A 17,583-nucleotide genomic window follows, 5' to 3' on the forward strand; every position below is an offset into this window, starting at 1 on the left:
AGGAGGAAATGACTATGAATATATGGATAATTTTTATTGCTTTTATGATACTCAGCTGGGTAGTAAGCTGGGTTTTAAAATCGAAGTTTAAGAAGTATTCCAAAATACTTGTGGATAATGGCATGTCGGGACGAGATGTTGCTGAGAGGATGCTCCGGGATCACGGAATTACCGATGTAAGAATTGAAAGTGTACAGGGACATCTGTCTGACCACTATAATCCTGTAAACAAAACCATAAATCTCAGTCCTGAAGTATATAACGGACGTTCAATTTCAGCAGTTGCAGTTGCAGCTCATGAATGCGGTCATGCAGTTCAGCATGCCACTGCCTATTCGTGGCTCACGATGAGGTCAAAACTGGTTCCTGCAGTTAGCTTTTCTTCAAAGTGGGTTCAGTGGATTCTTCTTGCAGGCATACTGCTGATACAAACTTTCCCTGCTCTGCTGCTTGCCGGTATTGCACTTTTCGCACTGACCACACTATTCAGCTTTATAACATTACCAGTTGAAATAAATGCAAGTCAGAGGGCACTGGCATGGTTAACAAATGCAGGTGTCACTTCGTATCAGAATCATGATAAAGCACAGGATGCACTTAAGTGGGCCGCTTATACTTACGTAGTTGCCGCACTTGGTTCGCTGGCCACACTGATGTATTATATTATGATCTTTCTGGGATCGAGGGATTAATCATCAAACCACCATATTTTCAGCCGCAAAGTTCGCAAGAGTTTTGCGGCTTTTTATCTCCCTTCTACTTCAAGCCATTTGGTACGTTTGTGTATTGTCCGTACTGTTATCCAGATAACAAAAGCAGCAGCAAAAAGCCAGATCCACATTTCAGTAAGGTAGATCCTTGATGCAAGAAAATAATTTCTGAAAAGATCCAGGAGAATGAATATAACGAAGATGTTAACAAAACTGTTATATTCCCTTTTTAAAACATTCCGGAATGAAAAAGGTAGTTTTGGTGCAATATAATTGAAAGTTAAGGGAATAAAGGAACTTACCGTTTCTGACCATTTGTCATATACTTCCCCGAACTTTCTTCTTAAATACTGTTCTTCCGCAAACATTATACGCTCATAATAAAGCCAGTAGAACAATCCGAATACCACAACAAACCAGCCGGAACGCAGAAAAAGAACAGGTCCCAGCCACATGAAGAAGTTACCCAGATACAAAGGATGACGGAGAAGTGAATAGATCCCTGTCACATTTAGCTCATCAGCGATCTGGCCGTTAACAGTATTTCTGCCTGATGTGTTTTTAGGGGTAAACCCTACTGTAAGAATTCTAATTATTTGTCCGAAGAGACTAATGCCAAGAAAGAGTAATTCATCTCTCAGGTCAAACAGGATTGCCTGGCGATTACCAAGATACATCATTACAATTCCTGCGGTGATCATAAAAACGGGCAGCCAGCTTCTTCTTTTGAACAACCAGTTTCCGCTATTTTCAAATTCATGTACCAGGGCCATCTTAAAGTTTATTAGTTGTGTGGCAAAAGTATGAAAATTCTAGAAACTGTACTTTATCCTGAGAAATCCTAAATTAATTCTTGTTTTTGTGCCATCCATAATGCTTGTGAAGTGCTGCCAGATCAGTGAGAAATCAACGTTTTCTGCAAGTGACAAATCAAGTGAGGGGCCTGCAAAATATCCCTTCAGATCGGGAAACCACATTGCAGAAATACTTGTATTAAGCAACGGGGTAGCTGCCCAGGTAAACTGTCCGAATGCTGAAAACCTGGAGAAAGCAAGATCTTTTGATGACAGGTTTCCTGTATAGAAACTATTGAAGTCGGTGAGAGAAAGCGGATTATTACAATACATAATCTGTGCCTGAGCCATCGAATTGTTTTTGAATATTTTATCCACCCCGGCGGTGAGAAGCAGAGTACCCTCTGTTACGGGAAAATCCTCAACCGGTTCAAACCACGATCCCTCGCCCCTGAATGAAACGCTGCCGATGGAACCAGACCATCCGGCTCCTAATACAATATCTTCGCTATTAACCCAGCCTGCGAGGAACTGAATATCATAACCCCACTTGTTAAAACGATACAGACCAGCAGCTGTTATCGCGTTATCGTAGTTAACTTTAACAGCAAGCTCAACAGCTGAAGAGTATGTAGGAAAATACTGAAATCTGACTGCATCGCTGCCAGGTCGTTCGGCATAATCAAAATCGAAAAATGAATATGCATTGAAAACATCATTAGGGTTCCAAACCAGTGTCTGCCCCCAGTTTATCCTCTGGCGCCCTATGCGCAGCTGGGCCTTACCGGCATTAATATCAAACCAGAGGCGGTCAACTGTAGTATTAAGAAGAAAAGAGTTTTCATTTATCACATTCCACGACATGTCTGTAAAACCCTGATCCATACCGATCATTTCAGAGTATGAACTATTTGTTCTGACCATATCGCCGGTGAAGAGCCGGTTCCGGAATTCAGCGGCAAACGTCAAATGACTGTTGATATATCCTTTGAAATTGAGTCTGTTATGAATGAGATTATCGTAAACAACCGGTCCGGAGAGAGAATCAAACATTGCGCTTTGCATTGTTGTTACATAACCGTTTAACACAATTACCTGTTGTTTCTCCTGAGAAAAAAGAGGCATTACCGATATTAAGATTATTCCTGTTATTACTAATACTGATCTCATCCCCTTATTTAAAACTATTCCCTCACATCATCTGAAACTACTTTACCATCTTCAAGTGTAATAACCCTGTGAGCCATTTTAACTACCCTGGCATCGTGAGTTGAAAATATGAAAGTAATTTTCTCCTCATGATTCAGTTTTTCCATAATTTCAAGTAATGTCGCTGCTGATTTTGAATCCAGGTTGGCAGTTGGTTCGTCTGCAAGAACAAATTTTGGTCGGGAAGCCAGTGCCCGTGCAACAGCTACCCTTTGTTGCTGACCGCCTGACATCTGCGCTGGCCTGCTATCAATCTTGTCATTCAGTCCGATAGCTGCCAGTAGTTCCATCGTTCTTAGATCTCTCTCTGCCTTTGGCCATTTCTGAAGACTCATAATGAATTCCACATTCTCTTTTGCAGACAGTACCGGGATAAGGTTATAAGACTGAAATACAAAACCAATGTTATTTAATCTGAAATCGATCAGTTCTGAAGACTTAAGTGTGCTCAGATTGGTTCCGTCGATAAGAATTTCGCCTGAGGTTGGAATATCCAGACCCCCGATAAGATTAAGCAACGTTGTCTTACCTGAACCTGAGGGACCTACGATCGCCGCAAATTCAGCTTCTGAGAAACTCAATGTAACTCCGTCTACAGCCCTGACAGCAATTTTGGTCTCATCATATATTTTATGAACATTCTTTATATCAATTACTTTCATAGCATTATTTATTACTTTTTATTCTGTTCTGAGTGCTTCAACCGGAATTAGTTTAAGAGCCTTTCTGGCAGGCCAGACTGATGATATTATTGCAGTAAAGACTACCATAACCGTTATTATTATGAAAAATGATGGTGAAATAACAGGATATACTCTTGCTGCAAATCCTATCGCTTCAAAACCTTCACCCCATGATGAAAAATGTATCCCGGTTTTCCCAAGAGATCCTACTATTGCCCATCCTGAAATCATTCCGGCAACTGCGCCAACCATTGTCAGAAATATTGTCTCAAGCATGATCATACTGAAGACGCGTCTCCGGTTCATACCTATAGCCATTAGCATACCGAGCTCCTTGGTTCTCTCCAGTATTGTCATCATCATGGTGTTTATTATTCCAAAAGCAAGGGCGAACATAACGATCCCGATAAACAGGAAATAATACATTATCATATAATCGTTCATCATTGCTGCATCAGGGGCAAGTTCTTTCCATGTACTAACAGTATTCCCCGGAGAGATTCCTGCAAGTTTTTCCTTCACGGAATCAGCATTCTCTATATCATTCAGCAGCAAGGCAATCTCGTGAACAAGAGGCGTTGTTCCTCCATATAATACTGCCAGCTCTTTTGAATCAACAAAAACCGCAGCCTGATCAAAAGCTCCGTTTGTTGTTTTATAAATACCGCCAACCCTGAATGTTCCCTGAACCGGATTGCCGGTTTCATCCGACATCGTAATCTGGACTTTATTACGGATCCGGTAATCGAGTGATCTCTCTGTTATTTTAAGACCATATTTATCAAGCTGTTTCTTGGTAAATTCCATTTTCATAGCCTCGCGGAACTCTTTTGGAGATCTGTATCTTTTATCCTTTAAACTGCCCAGAATTAAAAGTACATCATCGGGAAGATTCTCATTTCTCAGGTTGTCAATAACTTCCTGTGTTACTATATATTGCTTAAGCTTCAGTATCTCGGCAGTTTTGTCGCTGATTAGAATGTTTCCGGTATTTTGACTGTCGAGATATTCTCCTCCCTGAGGGACAATCTTTTTATAGATCTCCGACAATTTCTTTTCCTTTTCCGGATTAATCCCATAAATAATTACACCTGCATTGGCCCACGGAGTATTCGCCATAGCAATAAGCCTGGTTCTGATTACCCCTGTTGATATTTCAGGGATCTTGTTTATTGCCTTAATCAACTCAGCTGTGTCGCTGACAGTAAGAAGAATCTCTTCATTCTTAAGATAATCAGAGTTATGTATCTGAATATGAGAAACTTCATTAAATATTGCATCATGCAGGCGTTGTTTGGTCCACCCCTCCATTATACCTACAACCATTACTCCGGATATTATCCCAAGGGTGGTGGCAATAATAACAACAAGGCTTCGGATCTTATTGCGCCAGACATTCTTCCATGAAATTGACCATATCATAATTTCCCTGTTTAATCAACTCCGCAGAGCTTCTATTTCTTTTAGCTTACCAATTTTTCTTAAAGGGTATATTGTTGCCAGAAATACCATAATACATACAACAAGACCCTGCCAGTAATAATACGGGCCAAACCATGCGGTCGGCATTATTGCCTCCCAACCGTAATCTTCCATCATTTTAGCGAGATCTCCTTTCAGCAGGATGGGATGAAGGTTAAAATAGACAATGAACGGAGCACTTAAAAGCAGGCCGCCTGCCAATCCCAGGATTCCGAGAAAAATCATTTCAATTGTGATTATTCTTTTCAATTTTCCTCTCTGCATTCCTATTGAGATAAGAACACCAAATTCTTTTGTCCTCTCAGCTATCATCATTAGCACAGTTCCAAATATTCCAAAGAAGATTATGAAGTAAAGCATTGCAAGAGTAGCTATACCTGTCTGGCTGTCTCCCTGGATTTGTTGTACAAGAACAGGATTTAGTTCTTCCCAGGTTTTGGCAATAGTATTCTCGTCTGTAAGTAGTGAATTTATTTTATTTCTTGCAGCGTCCATTATTCTGGATGATTTACTTGTCAGATTTACTGAAAGAGAGGTTATTTTTCCCTCCGCATCATAGAACTTTTGTGCGGTGGGAATAGTCATAATTATAAGTCTGTTATCTATGTCAGGCGATGGCATTTTAATCAAGCCCCGTACCGGGAATATTGCCGCTGCGGTGGCACCATGATATCCCTGTCCCATAAGAATAACTGTATCTCCGATGGTGAGATTCAGGTAGCTGGCAAGTCTGTCTGAAACAAGCACCCCTATGTCATCATTTGTCAGAAATCCGTTTTTTACCTCGCAATATTTAAGAATCTCCTGAAGGTATTTCTGACTCTCTTCTTCTGAAAATTCCTGTTCAAGTTCAAATCTTGAAACAGATGAATAGGATCTGTCAATACTCTTTTCCAGCCTGTCAGTAATCTCTTCAGGAACTGAGCCTGATTTCTTCAGACCATTAATGGATTCTCCGGTTATCCTGTATCTTACAAGTTTATTTTCCGGATTTGAAAATTCTCTCTCCATCTCAGGATCGATTGCCAGAACAGCAACACCTTTTGTCTGGGTTCCGCTTGATGCCAGAGCAAATGATTCAATGTGGGGGGAGACTGCAACAACGTTTTCGACTTGTTTTATCGCAGATGCAAGAGAGTCGCTGTAGTCAAAGGAATAGTCTACCATTGGACTGTCCTGGTATTTTTTATGCTGAACCTGCAAATAGCCTGAATATGACTCAATAAAGTTAAGTATCATACTGTCATAGCTACCAAGTTGATATGATCGCATGACAACAGCAAAAAACACAGCAAAGAGTATAGAGGAGGAAGTAATTATGGTCCTCCTTCTGTTTCTCCACAGGTTTCTCCATGCTATTTTAATATCATCTTTCATTCCTGCATATAATCTGTTAATAATCCTCTACAATCTTTTTATGTCATTTGCTTCGCGTCACTTACTTCGTGTCATTAGGCTTTGCCGTCATTTGTTGTCATTTATACTCTTACAATTGAATGACTTTTGAATGACAATTAAATGACAATTTTTTATCTTACCCTTTTCATGTTCTGCTGCGAAAAAAAACTGTCTTCAATTGGAACATTAAATTTAATATCCTTTATTTCAACAACGGTCTTGTTACCAAGCTCTTCAGCAGGTGTTAGTTCAAGTAATGACGGAATAGTTCTTCCCTCAAAGGTCTTTAAGTCAGATCCGACTTCAGTTCTGACCAATATCCCATCCTCATCATATAGTTCTGCACGCAGTACGAGCAGATCTTTTTTATCAATCCATCTTATCTGGTGTCCCCATACAATTGAAGCATCTTCTTTTGCAGTCATTTTTATTTTATAACAGAGCCTCCCACCGATCATTTCATCACCAACAATTTCGTGAGAATAGTCTGTCACTACTGAGGACTCTTTCAGTATGTCATCATTTGTATAATCTGATCCCATCCACCCTTGTGACATCATTGACGAAGGAAGCTTTATAAGCCTGTTAATTGCCGGATTCCAGCTCCACATTTCTGAACCTCTTTTTAAAAACGTCTGACCAACATCCTTTGCGGGAGCAGTTATGAGGGTGAGTGCATTTTCGCGTCCCAGTGACCAATTCTTAAACTCAACAGTTCTTTTCCATGTCGGTCTGATTATCGTCATCGACATAACCATTATGCTTGATTTCTCCCCGTTGAACTTCTCGTCAGCTTTTTTTACTATTTCCGTTGCAGACAGATTCTGGCCTGAAGCATTAAAAACATTAATAGCAGAGATAATCAGAAACAGACTTTTGTACAGAATTTTTTTCATCACAGCACTATTTATACTTCTCAATAATATCATTAATTGTTTTTTCATAATATCCGTCGTCTTTATCCTCCATATAAACAAAGGAGAGTGCAAAACCTTTCAGGGTAAGAATAAAAAGATTTAGTTCACTTAAAGGATTGTAATCTGCTCTCTCACGCTCCTTTTTCCTTACAAAATAATCTGTTAATATATTAACAATAGAGTTCAAAAAAGTTATGTCGTTACTGATTTTGTTTTCTTCAACAGCAATGCCGAATGATGGAAAAGAATTAAGAATTTTCTCTCTCACTTCATTCTGCATAATCAACTGAAAAAGCAGCCGCCAGAATGTTTTCTTTTCTTTCAGCAGGTTGAATAATCTTCTGATAAAAAACTCAAACTCATCACGTGAAAGGTATCCGTCTTTGTCCCGGTCAAAATCAGCATACATTTCATTTACCGAACGCATAATTATTTCAAAAAGGAGCGACTCCTTGCTTGTAAAATAATTATACATCAGGCCTTTGGATATCCTGGCATGTCTGGCAATGTGATTTATTGTAGTTTTATGATACCCCTCCCTGGCAAAATGCTCAAGGGCGACATCCATAATGAGAGTCTTTCTTTCTTCTCTCATCTCTTCAAATTGCTCTGGTGTCCTGGGTGACATATTCTGAAATTTTACGAAACAAATATCAAAATGTTTTTGACTGAACGTCCGGTCAAAGTTAAAATGGTATTTTTATTTTTCCAAACTTTTTCAGAAAATTTTCACTTTTTTTTGAGTTAATAAGCATGAATACAAGCAGAAAAGCAAATAATTGGAGTCCAGAAGTCGTTTATTTAGAAAGAATTTCTATCTTTAACAGGTTGTACCAAAAACATTATTACAATGGCAAGTCTCAAGCTTTTACTGGGAATGATCCCATCAACTTCGAAAATTGAGCAGGCTGAAAAGGCTTTGATTTCGGAATTTGAGAAACTGAACACCTTTTCAAAATCTGAACAGCTGGCGAAATTTTCGGAACTGGATAAACTGGTAACATCATCTGATTTTATTCAGAAAAAGAAGGAAATTGAATCTCTTCAGTATAAAACCTCTGAGGAGTATTCAAAAGAGAAAGAATTTCTTTCGCTTCAGAAAGCTAAGGATATTGTTTTATATTTCAGGACAGTTGCCGGAACTGATCTCAAGAAATTCAAGGATCTTGATGGTTCAGAAAAGATAGGCAGTTTTGAAACTCTAGAAAAACTGGTTCAGTCTCCTGAATTCAAAGGTAAGATGAAAACCAAGGAATTTAAGGATTCAGCTGATGACAAAAAACTTCAGGAGTATAACAGGCTTAAGGGAAGCACTGAAATAAAAGATTATTATAAATTCAAGTCTTCAAAAGAGTTAGCGAACTTCCAGAGTATTGACGGTTCAACCCGCCTTGCCAGATACAATGAACTTAAAGAGTTTGTAGCGTCTCCGGAATTCAAAAAACAAAAAGAGTATCTTCTTGACAAGAAAAGGTTTGAAAAAACCGAAATGTTCAAAGAACATCAGGAACATGATAAGTTAAAGAAAAGTGAGGATATCATCTGGTACTTTAAAGTTAAAGACTCCAATAAATTTGATATTCTCAAACACAGAGAGCTCACATTTAGCGATGAATTTGATACTGATAAGCTTGATACTAAAAAGTGGCTAACCAACTATTATTGGGGAGAAAAACTTCTCAAAGACAGATATTCTGTTGAATCTGATCTGCAGGCTTATACTGAAAAGGACAATTTTGAAATCAGGAACAGCATACTTAAAATTAATACAAAACCACAGAAAGTTACCGGGAAAGTATGGTCTGCTGCAAAAGGATTCTCGACCAAAGAATTCAGCTATACGTCAGGCCTTATTAATTCGGGCAACAGCTTCAGGCAGAAGTACGGTACCTTCACTGCAAAAATCAAGCTCGGTGATCCCAATGCAAAGAGCGCATTCTGGATGCTGGCTGATAAAATAACACCACATCTAGATGTTTGCCGCACATCAAAAGGGAAAGTATGGTTCGATTATTTCACAGCAAAAGGGAATTATGTCAAAACATCGCTTGGATCACGATATGCTAATGATTTCTTCATTTTTTCCCTCGAATGGACTTCTGATAAACTTGTCTGGAAAATAAACGACACAGAGGTATTCACCCAGACATCTGATATTCCCCAGGAACCAATGTATGTTCTTCTTGCCGGAGGAACCGACAAACCTTTAAACGGAATGACATCAATGGAAATCGATTGGGTCAGGGTATACCAACCGAAATAATAGCCGCAAAACATTTCAATATTTATTATGTTGTGGTAGGGACGCAAAATTTTGCGTCCCTACTTTTTTCCCCCATCCGAACCATATTAATTTTTTTTTGTTAATGCTTTATTATGAATCTGAATCGTCACTTTAAAACAAATCCTGCCATTATGAAGAATGTATTATTCGTTTTACTGGCCTTTAGTACTATGCTTGCTTCGGCCCAGACAGATAAACCCGGGTGTAAAGAAATTGAGCCAGTATATATGAACAGGATGCAAGGATTTTATCTGAACAATTGTGAATTCAGTGAATATAAAGATATTGAGTTCTTTTATGTCGGCCTCGACAATAAAAGCGTCAGGGTAAGAAAAGCTGGAGAGTATCGAAGGCTTTCATATTCAAAGGACAAGAATGAAACCCGAAAAGTCAGCGGAGATCAGATCAGACTGAATTATGCCAATGCAGTTGTAAAAATAAAAGGGAAATCACTGGCCAACAATAATTCATTCTTTTCTTTCAGCAATAACGGGAATGAAGTTTTTATGAAAATTGATGATGCGGTTGACTCTGATGACAAAGGATTTCTGATAACAATTATAGAAGTGAAGAATATGCAACAGGATATTGTTATGACAATCCAGGAATCTATTGAAAAAGAAGGCAAAGCAACTTTATACGGAATCCTGTTTGATGTTGCAAAATCAACAATTAAACCTAAGTCTGCTGAAGCCCTGAAACAAATTACAGATTATCTGAATGCCAATCCCTCTGTAAAAATAATTATTGTCGGACATACTGATATTACAGGTGATTTTCTAAGCAACATGACACTTTCTAAAGAAAGAGCTGAAAGCATTAAAACATATCTTATAACGAATGGTAAAATTGACAAATCCAGATTACAGTCTGACGGTGTAGGGCCACTTTGCCCTGTTTCAACAAACTCAACAGAAGAAGGGAAAAAACTTAACCGAAGAGTAGAAATTGTAAAACTATAATCTATGAAAAATGCAATCCTGTTTCTTTTTATGACATTCAGTCTGATTTCTTCAGGCCAGAATCTTCCGGCTGGTGCTACTAAAACAGCTTATCCCTGTACTCTGGCAAAAGGTCTCTCTTCATACAGTTTCATTAAAAACAATGAAGTAATTGCTATGGTTGAACCATCGGGTTGCAATTACAGCAATAGTGACGACTCTAAGCCAAAAACAACATATCAGGCAGACTTCTTCCCTTCTTCAGCAAAGAAAAGCTTCGCGACAAACGATGAAGCAACTGCCTGGATTTTGGCAGAAATTGAAAAATATTATAAGCCTATTCAAGTCTCGAAGTGGCAAAAGCTCGACAATACAACACCTAAAGTAAGCCTGTCCTACCCTGACGGATGGAGTTTCAAAACTAAAAAACAGGATTGGATAACGAAGAACAACACTACATCCAACGACCGGCTGGTATTAACTCTGAAGGACTCTGAAATCATTCAGATAATAAGAACACCAAATTCTGATAAGCTTACCCTTAAGCAATTTATGGATAATACTTCTCGATGGAACCCTGCCATAGATTTTAAGGCAAATCCGGCAACCGATCAGGTAATCGGAGGCAAAACATTCAAAACGATGGAACACACTTTTGCAATGATGATGCTTCAACGTCACTACTGGTATGCTGATGATAAGGAAATTATATATATTGGTTACGGCCTCTTAAAAGATGACAGAATAAGATACCCTGGGGTTGTATCTGAAATAATAAAAGGTATCAAATGGTGATGCCTTCACAGATATTACATTTTAAAATTCAGGGTAGGGATGCAAAATTTTGCGTCCCTACGTGTTTATTGAAACCTGATCACAAATTAATTGATGGAATTGTAAAATAAAACACCGATCCTTTCCCTTCTTCGCTTTCTACACGTATTTTGCCTGACTGCTTTTCGACAAATTCCTTGCAAAGAATTAAACCCAAACCGGTACTCTGTTCTCCGGCTGTCCCTCTTCTGTTAGTTTTTTCCTCGATCAGGAATATCTTATTAATGAAGGCCTGACTCATTCCTATACCAGTATCGCTTACAGATATTTCAATATAATTATCCGGGGTTGGGATGGCTGAAATTGAAATCTTCCCGTTTTCATGAGTGAACTTTACAGAATTTGATACAAGATTGCGTATTATTACCTGCAACATATTTATGTCTGCCACGCCATATATATCATCATTAATCTTTACTGATATTTCAATTTTCTTAATTCTTGCCGGATCCCTCAGAGATGTAATGCATTCATTTACAATTGAAGATAACTGAATTCTCTCAGGGTTGAATGGGAGCCTTCCCTGCTTCATCTTTGCCCAGTCCAGAAGATTTTCAAGCAAACCATAGATATTAGTTGCCGATACTTTCAGGCTCTCAGCGATTTTCTGAATTTCTGCTGTTGTAAAGCCCGATAAATCATCTGCAAGTTGTTCTGTCAATCCAATAAAGCCACTAAACGGACTTCGCAGGTCATGGGCTATTATTGATAAAAACTTATCCTTTTCAGCATTCGTTTTTTGGAGTTCATTGTTTGTTTGGGTTATTTCAAGTGTCTGTTCTTTTACCTTCAATTCAAGTATTTGTTTATCCCGCTTCAGTTTCCTTAAACGATACCTGAAAATAGTGTATATCAAAATAATCAGGAGAAGAACAACCAGAGAGTAAAACCAGAGTGTCTCCCACCACGGAGCCCTGACCGAAAAAGGATATCTGATTTCTTGGCCCCATACTCCACTGCCGTTATTTGACCTTACAACGAATGCGTATTCACCCTGATTAAGGTTCCCGTATGTGACCTCAGTCCGGGTTGTTGGAGTATTCCAGTCATCATCCAAACCTTCGAGTTTATACTGATACTGAATTTTGTTGTTCTCAGTAATAGATATGCCTATATAACTAATAGTAAGATAGTTGTTATTATATCTGAGACTAAGGTTCTCCGGAATGCCATACCATTTTAAAAGACCAGCAAACCTAAGCTTCCCCACTTTCACTCCATTTGGTAATAACAGGGTACTATCTTTCCTCCCTAAAAGTGCAGTCCAGGGAATAGTCTCATTAAATAACTGAACCCCTGTAATTTGGATCTGTGTATTAACAGTGTTGGTAGTATCTCCTGCACTATTGAATAAGGTTAATCTGTCATTAGTCCCTATCCAGATTATTCCATCCCCTGTCTCTTCAATCGCACCAATATTACACCCGATTCCTGTGAATCCGTCTTCATAATCATAATATCTGAAACTGGGATTTTGTACATCCTCAAGAACCATTACCCCGAAACGGCTTCCCATCCATATATTACCGTGTGAATCCTGCAACAGGCTCAGAATATAGTTATTATATGGTACTTTTTGATTAGTGTATGCAGTAAATTGCTCCCCGTCAAACTTCACAATTCCGCTTCCTCCAGTTCCAAACCAAATTATCCCTGACTTATCCTGAATAATACTATATACTACATTGCTGAAGAATCCTTCTGCCTTTGAATAGTGAATAAAATTCTTGCCGTCAAAAAAAGTAACCCCGCCTGCATCAGTCCCAAACCAGAAATTTCCATCTGAATCCTGAAGAATACTTAAAACATTATTTCCGCTAAGGCCCTGTTCTACTCCGTAGTTTGTAAAATTTACACCATCAAATTTTGATATACCTGAACCGTATGTAGCAAACCACAGGTTACCGTCCCTGTCCTCATAGATTTTTCTGATTACACTTCCCCCCAGACCTTGTTTAATTGTATAAGTTGTCATTTCTTTCCCATCATACTTTGATACCCCTCCTCCGTCAGTCCCGATCCAGATATTCCCTGACCTATCCTGCATTATACAATAAACGCGGTTATTTAAGAGTCCGTCCTTTTCATTAAAATATGTATAGTATTTTTGCTTAATGCCATTCTCAATCCTGAATGAACATTTAGTAAGATAGCCACCAAAAGTTCCAAGCCACAGGTTCTCTGAATTATCTTCAAGAATCGCCATAACCCGGCTGTTGCTGATTCCTTCATTTGAAGTAATGTGGGTAAACAGGTTCCCGTTGTACCTGACAATTCCGCTTCCCCTTGTGCCAAACCATAAAACCCCATTTTTATCTTTTAGCGAGCATCTTACAAAGTCAGCACCAAGACCTTCTGTTTCAGAGTAATAAGTAAAGTACTTACCATCAAATCTCGACAATCCGGAATCCATCGATCCGAACCACATATTTCCAGAATTGTCCTCAATTATTGTGGTAACTGAATTATCTCCCAATCCTTCACTCTTTGAATATTGAAAATAATTCGTCCCATCATACTTCATTAGTCCTCTATTTGAAAACCCTACCCAGATATTGCCTTCAGAATCTTTATAAAGAGCGTTAATCTTATTATGAACAAATCCTTGATTTACCGAATAATTTGAAAATGTTCCGTTGTCATAAACAGAGACTCCGCCGCCGCTTGAGCCAATCCAGATTTTTCCTGATCCATCTTCAGCAATTGATCTGATATCGTTATGACATAAACCTTCAGCTGTTGTATAGTTTGTAAAGCTAACCCCATCATATTTTGTAACACCGCCACCTGTACCAATCCAGATATTTCCATCAGTATCCTCATAAATGCAATTAACTATATTATTTGCAAGTCCCTCATTGGTAGTATAATTAAAGAGATATCTTCCATCATATCTTGAGACACCGCCTCCATAGGTGCCAAACCACATGTTATCATTCCGGTCCTGATGCACTGAAAGAATCAGATCATTTGTCAATCCCTGTTCAGTTGAATATCTGGAAAAATACTTTCCGTCATATCTAATCGCTCCGTCATCAGTAGCAAGCCACAGATTTCCTGATCTGTCCTGCATGAGTCCCCTGACCTGATCGTGTCGCAATCCCTGAAGTTTACTGTATGAGCTGAAATTACCGGGATTTGCTATTCTGCTGAACGCATCCTTTACAAGAACTACTTCAGGAGCCTGACAGATTACCGGTTTTACATATGCTATAACAGGCACAGGTAAAGAAAGTCCGTTTTTCCCCGGGTTCCTAACATCAGGAGACAAGACTTTTATATTTTGCGGGGTCCCGGCAAGTTTAATATTAAGTGTGCCGCGAAATTCTTTTTTTTGACTGATCTTTACCTTAATTGGTTTCCCTGCAGCTACAACTTCAGGAGGTGCGACGATACCTTTGTAATGACCAAACTTCTGAGCAGAAATAACTTTGTATTTCTGTAAATCAGTCTCACTTTTTTCATTAGCTGATTTACATCCCCAAAAAATCAGGAAAAGAATAAGAAAAGCTAATTTTACTGCATAAAAAGAAAGAAATCTGGTTGACAGACAAGCAGAAATCGTCTTTATTAATGATTTAATGCAGAAATTCATATCTCAAACTTGACGAATATTTGGAAAAAAACCTAAAAATTTTGTAACTATTTTAATTTTCATACGTCTTTGCTCTGTAATTGAATTTATGACAGTTAAGGAATATAACAGATCTGTAGAGGAGTATGCTGATTCGGTCTATCGGTTCATCCGGGGGAACCTTAAGGATGAAGACCGGGCGAATGATGTAGTGCAGGACAGCTATGAGAAACTTTGGCGTCATGTTGCAGAAATTGAATATTTGGTGGTTAAGTCATGGTTGTTTTCTACAGCCTATCATACCATGATTGACATTATAAGGAAGGAAAAGAGAATGACCAGCATGGAACCTGTACATGAAACAGAAATGGTTTATGATTCTCACTACAGCGATCTGAATGAAATACTTCACGAGGCTCTTGAAAGACTTCCTGAACAGCAGAAAACAGCAGTAATGCTTAGGGATTATGAAGGTTACAGTTATAAAGAGATAGGTGATATTACCGGATTGAGTGAAGCACAGGTTAAGATAAACATATACAGAGGACGACTAGCTCTAAAGAGCTATATCGGGAAAATTGAAACAGTAATTTAAGATGAAACCAGACAGGTCAAATTATGAAATATGGTTTATCGACTGGCTCGATGGAAATCTCGATTCTAATCAGATTGAGGAGTTAAACATTTTTCTCGATAAAAACCCCGATCTGAGAGAAGAATTCAGGGAGCTTTCACCTGTCGTCATCGAACATTCTGACAGTCAGTACAAAAACAAAAAATCTCTTATGAGGTCACCGGCAGATATTTCAGAATCCCAATTTGAATATCTGTCTGTTGCGTTCCTTGAAAACGACCTCACGACTGAACAAAAAACAGAATTGATTGAAATTACAGAACTAGATGCAGATAAGAAAAGATCGTTTGAGTTAATACAGAAAACCAGGATCTCTCCTGTTTCCTTAACATATGCTCATAAATCAAAACTTCTCAGGAGAACTCCTTCTCAGATAGTCATCAGGCTATCTATAATCGGATTAAGTGCTGCAGCAGTATCGACCTTCATAATTACAACATTCCTGAATTCTCCCCGTGAGATCTCTGATTCTATAAATAACACTGCAAGTATTATAATTCCTGAAAAGATTATACAAATACCTGTTGAAAGGGAAAAAGAGGTCAGGTTAATTCCGGTCATAAAGAAGCAGGCAGATATCATCAAAACTGAATTGGCTGTCGGTATCCCGAATGACTCTGTTGAGAACAGTATAATAGTTAAAGACAACGGGATAAATAAAATCAATTTTTCTTCGGATCTGGTTTTAAGTGAAAGTATTGCATCAAATACCCTGATGGCTTCAGGGATTACTTTTTCTGTTCCGGAGGAAGATGATGGAAGAAGTAATGTAAGCCGTTTTATTTCTAAAACATTCAGGGAAAAAATACTCAGGGAGAAAGCCGCTCCTGACAGCCCTTTAAAAGGATATGAGATAGCTGAAGCCGGGGTCACCGGTTTAAATAAACTTCTTGGATGGGAGATGGCGCTTGACAAGAATAATGACGAGAACGGAGAGCTAAGTTCTGTATATTTCAGCTCAAAACTTCTTAAGTTTAATACTCCCGTGAAAAAAAGTGAACCCCTGCCGTAACTTTTTTGGATACTTCTCCGTCCCATCACTGAAAACAATAACAATTTTAATTTTAAGCCATGAAAAAGTTAGGAATTATCATATTGCTCACAGCAATAATACTACAGGGATTCAGCCAGAATGTGGCTGCAGAAAACCAGAATGAAAAGAAGCAATCCAATGCCGGAACATCAGATGAAAAAACCAGTGTGAGTGTCGGCAGGAATCTTGTTAACATCGAGGAGAATGATTCCTCAGTTAATATAAGGGTCGGAAGCAAGGGATTAAGAATACTTGAATCTCTCGAAGGGAATAAATACAAATTTGAGAAATTCACAGATGATGACTGGGATTGGAACGGTGATGAAGATGAGAATGCCCGCAACAGGAGAAGGAACCGTTTCAAAGGTCACTGGTCTGGCGTGGAATTCGGATTCAATAATTACCTTACTTCCGACAAGAGTAATGTAATGCCTGATGATATTGATTATATGTCGCTTCACTCCAGCAAATCAAATAATTTCAATATCAACTTTTCACAGTTAAGCCTTGGAATTACAAGACGTATCGGTTTTGTTACAGGACTGGGATTTAACTGGAACAATTACCGGTTTGACGGACAGAATAATATTACCAAAGGCACTAATGGTGTCATTACGGGAACTGGGGTCTATACACCACTTAAGAAATCGAAATTCACTACTGCTTACCTTACTCTTCCTTTCATGCTTGAGGTTCAGTTGCCGGTCGACAATAACAGTATTAATTTAGCAGCTGGTCCAATTGGAGCTTTAAAGCTGGGGTCTCATTCAAAAATGGTTGCTGAAGACGGCCAGAAAATAAAATCTAACAGCGATTTCAGTCTGAATATGCTGAGATACGGAGCAACAGCCAGGGTTGGTTATGGTAATTTTCAGCTCTATGGAACCTATTATATGACACCTTTATTCAAGTCGGCAAAAGGTCCTGGCGGATATGATCTTTATCCTTTTGAACTCGGCGTTGCTTTTACTTTTAACGATTAAAATATATTTTATTCCGTATTAATATATATTTCATTCCATGTTTTTGATAGGGACGATTCACGAATCGTCCCTACATGTTTTTTTGATACCTGTCCATTACAATGTAT

General features: G+C 38.6%; 15 protein-coding genes. 7 read left to right on the forward strand and 8 right to left on the reverse strand.

The window, feature by feature from the left end; all coding sequences use genetic code 11:
• Window positions 1-8 precede the first annotated feature (8 nt).
• The gene (locus tag IPJ16_01445; GenBank protein ID MBK7625859.1) at window positions 9-692 is read left to right on the forward strand and encodes a zinc metallopeptidase; all 684 of its coding nucleotides are present in this window, start codon (window positions 9-11) and stop codon (window positions 690-692) included.
• Between the two features lie 53 nt (window positions 693-745).
• Here IPJ16_01445 and IPJ16_01450 read toward each other — a convergent pair whose 3' ends face one another.
• The 7 genes from IPJ16_01450 to IPJ16_01480 form a co-directional block, all read right to left on the reverse strand.
• The gene (locus IPJ16_01450) at window positions 746-1,483 is read right to left on the reverse strand and encodes a DUF1295 domain-containing protein (GenBank protein ID MBK7625860.1); all 738 of its coding nucleotides are present in this window, start codon (window positions 1,481-1,483) and stop codon (window positions 746-748) included.
• 39 nt (window positions 1,484-1,522) lie between these two features.
• Window positions 1,523-2,674, reverse strand: coding sequence for a hypothetical protein (locus IPJ16_01455; GenBank protein MBK7625861.1), 1,152 nt, complete (start codon window positions 2,672-2,674; stop codon window positions 1,523-1,525).
• A gap of 14 nt (window positions 2,675-2,688) precedes the next feature.
• Window positions 2,689-3,375: an ABC transporter ATP-binding protein gene (locus IPJ16_01460; protein ID MBK7625862.1), complete on the reverse strand. Its 687-nt coding sequence runs from the start codon at window positions 3,373-3,375 to the stop codon at window positions 2,689-2,691.
• A gap of 18 nt (window positions 3,376-3,393) precedes the next feature.
• Window positions 3,394-4,818 carry an ABC transporter permease gene (locus IPJ16_01465; protein ID MBK7625863.1) on the reverse strand — a complete coding sequence of 475 codons (1,425 nt, stop codon included), beginning with the start codon at window positions 4,816-4,818 and terminating at the stop codon, window positions 3,394-3,396.
• 15 nt (window positions 4,819-4,833) lie between these two features.
• Window positions 4,834-6,255 (reverse strand): ABC transporter permease, encoded by a 1,422-nt coding sequence (locus IPJ16_01470; protein ID MBK7625864.1) that lies wholly within the window; start codon window positions 6,253-6,255, stop codon window positions 4,834-4,836.
• 152 nt (window positions 6,256-6,407) lie between these two features.
• On the reverse strand, window positions 6,408-7,172 hold the full coding sequence (locus IPJ16_01475) for an outer membrane lipoprotein-sorting protein (protein MBK7625865.1): 765 nt from the start codon (window positions 7,170-7,172) through the stop codon (window positions 6,408-6,410).
• A gap of 7 nt (window positions 7,173-7,179) precedes the next feature.
• Window positions 7,180-7,821 (reverse strand): TetR/AcrR family transcriptional regulator, encoded by a 642-nt coding sequence (locus tag IPJ16_01480; protein MBK7625866.1) that lies wholly within the window; start codon window positions 7,819-7,821, stop codon window positions 7,180-7,182.
• 222 nt (window positions 7,822-8,043) lie between these two features.
• Between IPJ16_01480 and IPJ16_01485 the strand changes: the two genes are divergently transcribed.
• The 3 genes from IPJ16_01485 (at window position 8,044) to IPJ16_01495 (ending at window position 11,213) form a co-directional block, all read left to right on the forward strand.
• Window positions 8,044-9,456, forward strand: a complete 1,413-nt coding sequence (locus IPJ16_01485) for a glycoside hydrolase family 16 protein (protein ID MBK7625867.1) — start codon at window positions 8,044-8,046, stop codon at window positions 9,454-9,456.
• Window positions 9,457-9,608: 152 nt separating this feature from the next.
• Window positions 9,609-10,439, forward strand: a complete 831-nt coding sequence (locus IPJ16_01490; GenBank protein ID MBK7625868.1) for an OmpA family protein — start codon at window positions 9,609-9,611, stop codon at window positions 10,437-10,439.
• 3 nt (window positions 10,440-10,442) lie between these two features.
• On the forward strand, window positions 10,443-11,213 hold the full coding sequence (locus tag IPJ16_01495; GenBank protein ID MBK7625869.1) for a hypothetical protein: 771 nt from the start codon (window positions 10,443-10,445) through the stop codon (window positions 11,211-11,213).
• Window positions 11,214-11,292: 79 nt separating this feature from the next.
• Here IPJ16_01495 and IPJ16_01500 read toward each other — a convergent pair whose 3' ends face one another.
• The gene (locus tag IPJ16_01500; protein ID MBK7625870.1) at window positions 11,293-14,847 is read right to left on the reverse strand and encodes a hypothetical protein; all 3,555 of its coding nucleotides are present in this window, start codon (window positions 14,845-14,847) and stop codon (window positions 11,293-11,295) included.
• Between the two features lie 88 nt (window positions 14,848-14,935).
• On the opposite strand from IPJ16_01500, the gene IPJ16_01505 reads away from it, so the two are divergent.
• The 3 genes from IPJ16_01505 to IPJ16_01515 are packed head-to-tail and all read left to right on the forward strand — an operon-like array spanning window position 14,936 to window position 17,476.
• Entirely contained in the window at window positions 14,936-15,421 is a 486-nt protein-coding gene (locus tag IPJ16_01505) for an RNA polymerase sigma factor (GenBank protein ID MBK7625871.1), read from the forward strand.
• Window position 15,422: 1 nt separating this feature from the next.
• Window positions 15,423-16,472 carry a hypothetical protein gene (locus IPJ16_01510; GenBank protein ID MBK7625872.1) on the forward strand — a complete coding sequence of 350 codons (1,050 nt, stop codon included), beginning with the start codon at window positions 15,423-15,425 and terminating at the stop codon, window positions 16,470-16,472.
• Between the two features lie 59 nt (window positions 16,473-16,531).
• Window positions 16,532-17,476, forward strand: coding sequence for an outer membrane beta-barrel protein (locus tag IPJ16_01515; GenBank protein ID MBK7625873.1), 945 nt, complete (start codon window positions 16,532-16,534; stop codon window positions 17,474-17,476).
• The last annotated feature ends 107 nt before the right edge of the window (window positions 17,477-17,583 follow it).

The sequence above is a fragment of the Bacteroidales bacterium genome, assembly GCA_016709865.1.
GTDB lineage: Bacteria > Bacteroidota > Bacteroidia > Bacteroidales > VadinHA17 > LD21.

What these genes read in the sequence shown, in the direction of transcription:
- IPJ16_01445 (MBK7625859.1), top strand. Translation starts at nt 9, where the DNA reads ATGACTATGAATATATGGATAATTTTTATTGCTTTTATGATACTCAGC.
- IPJ16_01450 (MBK7625860.1), bottom strand. Translation starts at nt 1,483, where the DNA reads ATGGCCCTGGTACATGAATTTGAAAATAGCGGAAACTGGTTGTTCAAA.
- IPJ16_01455 (MBK7625861.1), bottom strand. Translation starts at nt 2,674, where the DNA reads ATGAGATCAGTATTAGTAATAACAGGAATAATCTTAATATCGGTAATG.
- IPJ16_01460 (MBK7625862.1), bottom strand. Translation starts at nt 3,375, where the DNA reads ATGAAAGTAATTGATATAAAGAATGTTCATAAAATATATGATGAGACC.
- IPJ16_01465 (MBK7625863.1), bottom strand. Translation starts at nt 4,818, where the DNA reads ATGATATGGTCAATTTCATGGAAGAATGTCTGGCGCAATAAGATCCGA.
- IPJ16_01470 (MBK7625864.1), bottom strand. Translation starts at nt 6,255, where the DNA reads ATGAAAGATGATATTAAAATAGCATGGAGAAACCTGTGGAGAAACAGA.
- IPJ16_01475 (MBK7625865.1), bottom strand. Translation starts at nt 7,172, where the DNA reads ATGAAAAAAATTCTGTACAAAAGTCTGTTTCTGATTATCTCTGCTATT.
- IPJ16_01480 (MBK7625866.1), bottom strand. Translation starts at nt 7,821, where the DNA reads ATGTCACCCAGGACACCAGAGCAATTTGAAGAGATGAGAGAAGAAAGA.
- IPJ16_01485 (MBK7625867.1), top strand. Translation starts at nt 8,044, where the DNA reads ATGGCAAGTCTCAAGCTTTTACTGGGAATGATCCCATCAACTTCGAAA.
- IPJ16_01490 (MBK7625868.1), top strand. Translation starts at nt 9,609, where the DNA reads ATGAAGAATGTATTATTCGTTTTACTGGCCTTTAGTACTATGCTTGCT.
- IPJ16_01495 (MBK7625869.1), top strand. Translation starts at nt 10,443, where the DNA reads ATGAAAAATGCAATCCTGTTTCTTTTTATGACATTCAGTCTGATTTCT.
- IPJ16_01500 (MBK7625870.1), bottom strand. Translation starts at nt 14,847, where the DNA reads ATGAATTTCTGCATTAAATCATTAATAAAGACGATTTCTGCTTGTCTG.
- IPJ16_01505 (MBK7625871.1), top strand. Translation starts at nt 14,936, where the DNA reads ATGACAGTTAAGGAATATAACAGATCTGTAGAGGAGTATGCTGATTCG.
- IPJ16_01510 (MBK7625872.1), top strand. Translation starts at nt 15,423, where the DNA reads ATGAAACCAGACAGGTCAAATTATGAAATATGGTTTATCGACTGGCTC.
- IPJ16_01515 (MBK7625873.1), top strand. Translation starts at nt 16,532, where the DNA reads ATGAAAAAGTTAGGAATTATCATATTGCTCACAGCAATAATACTACAG.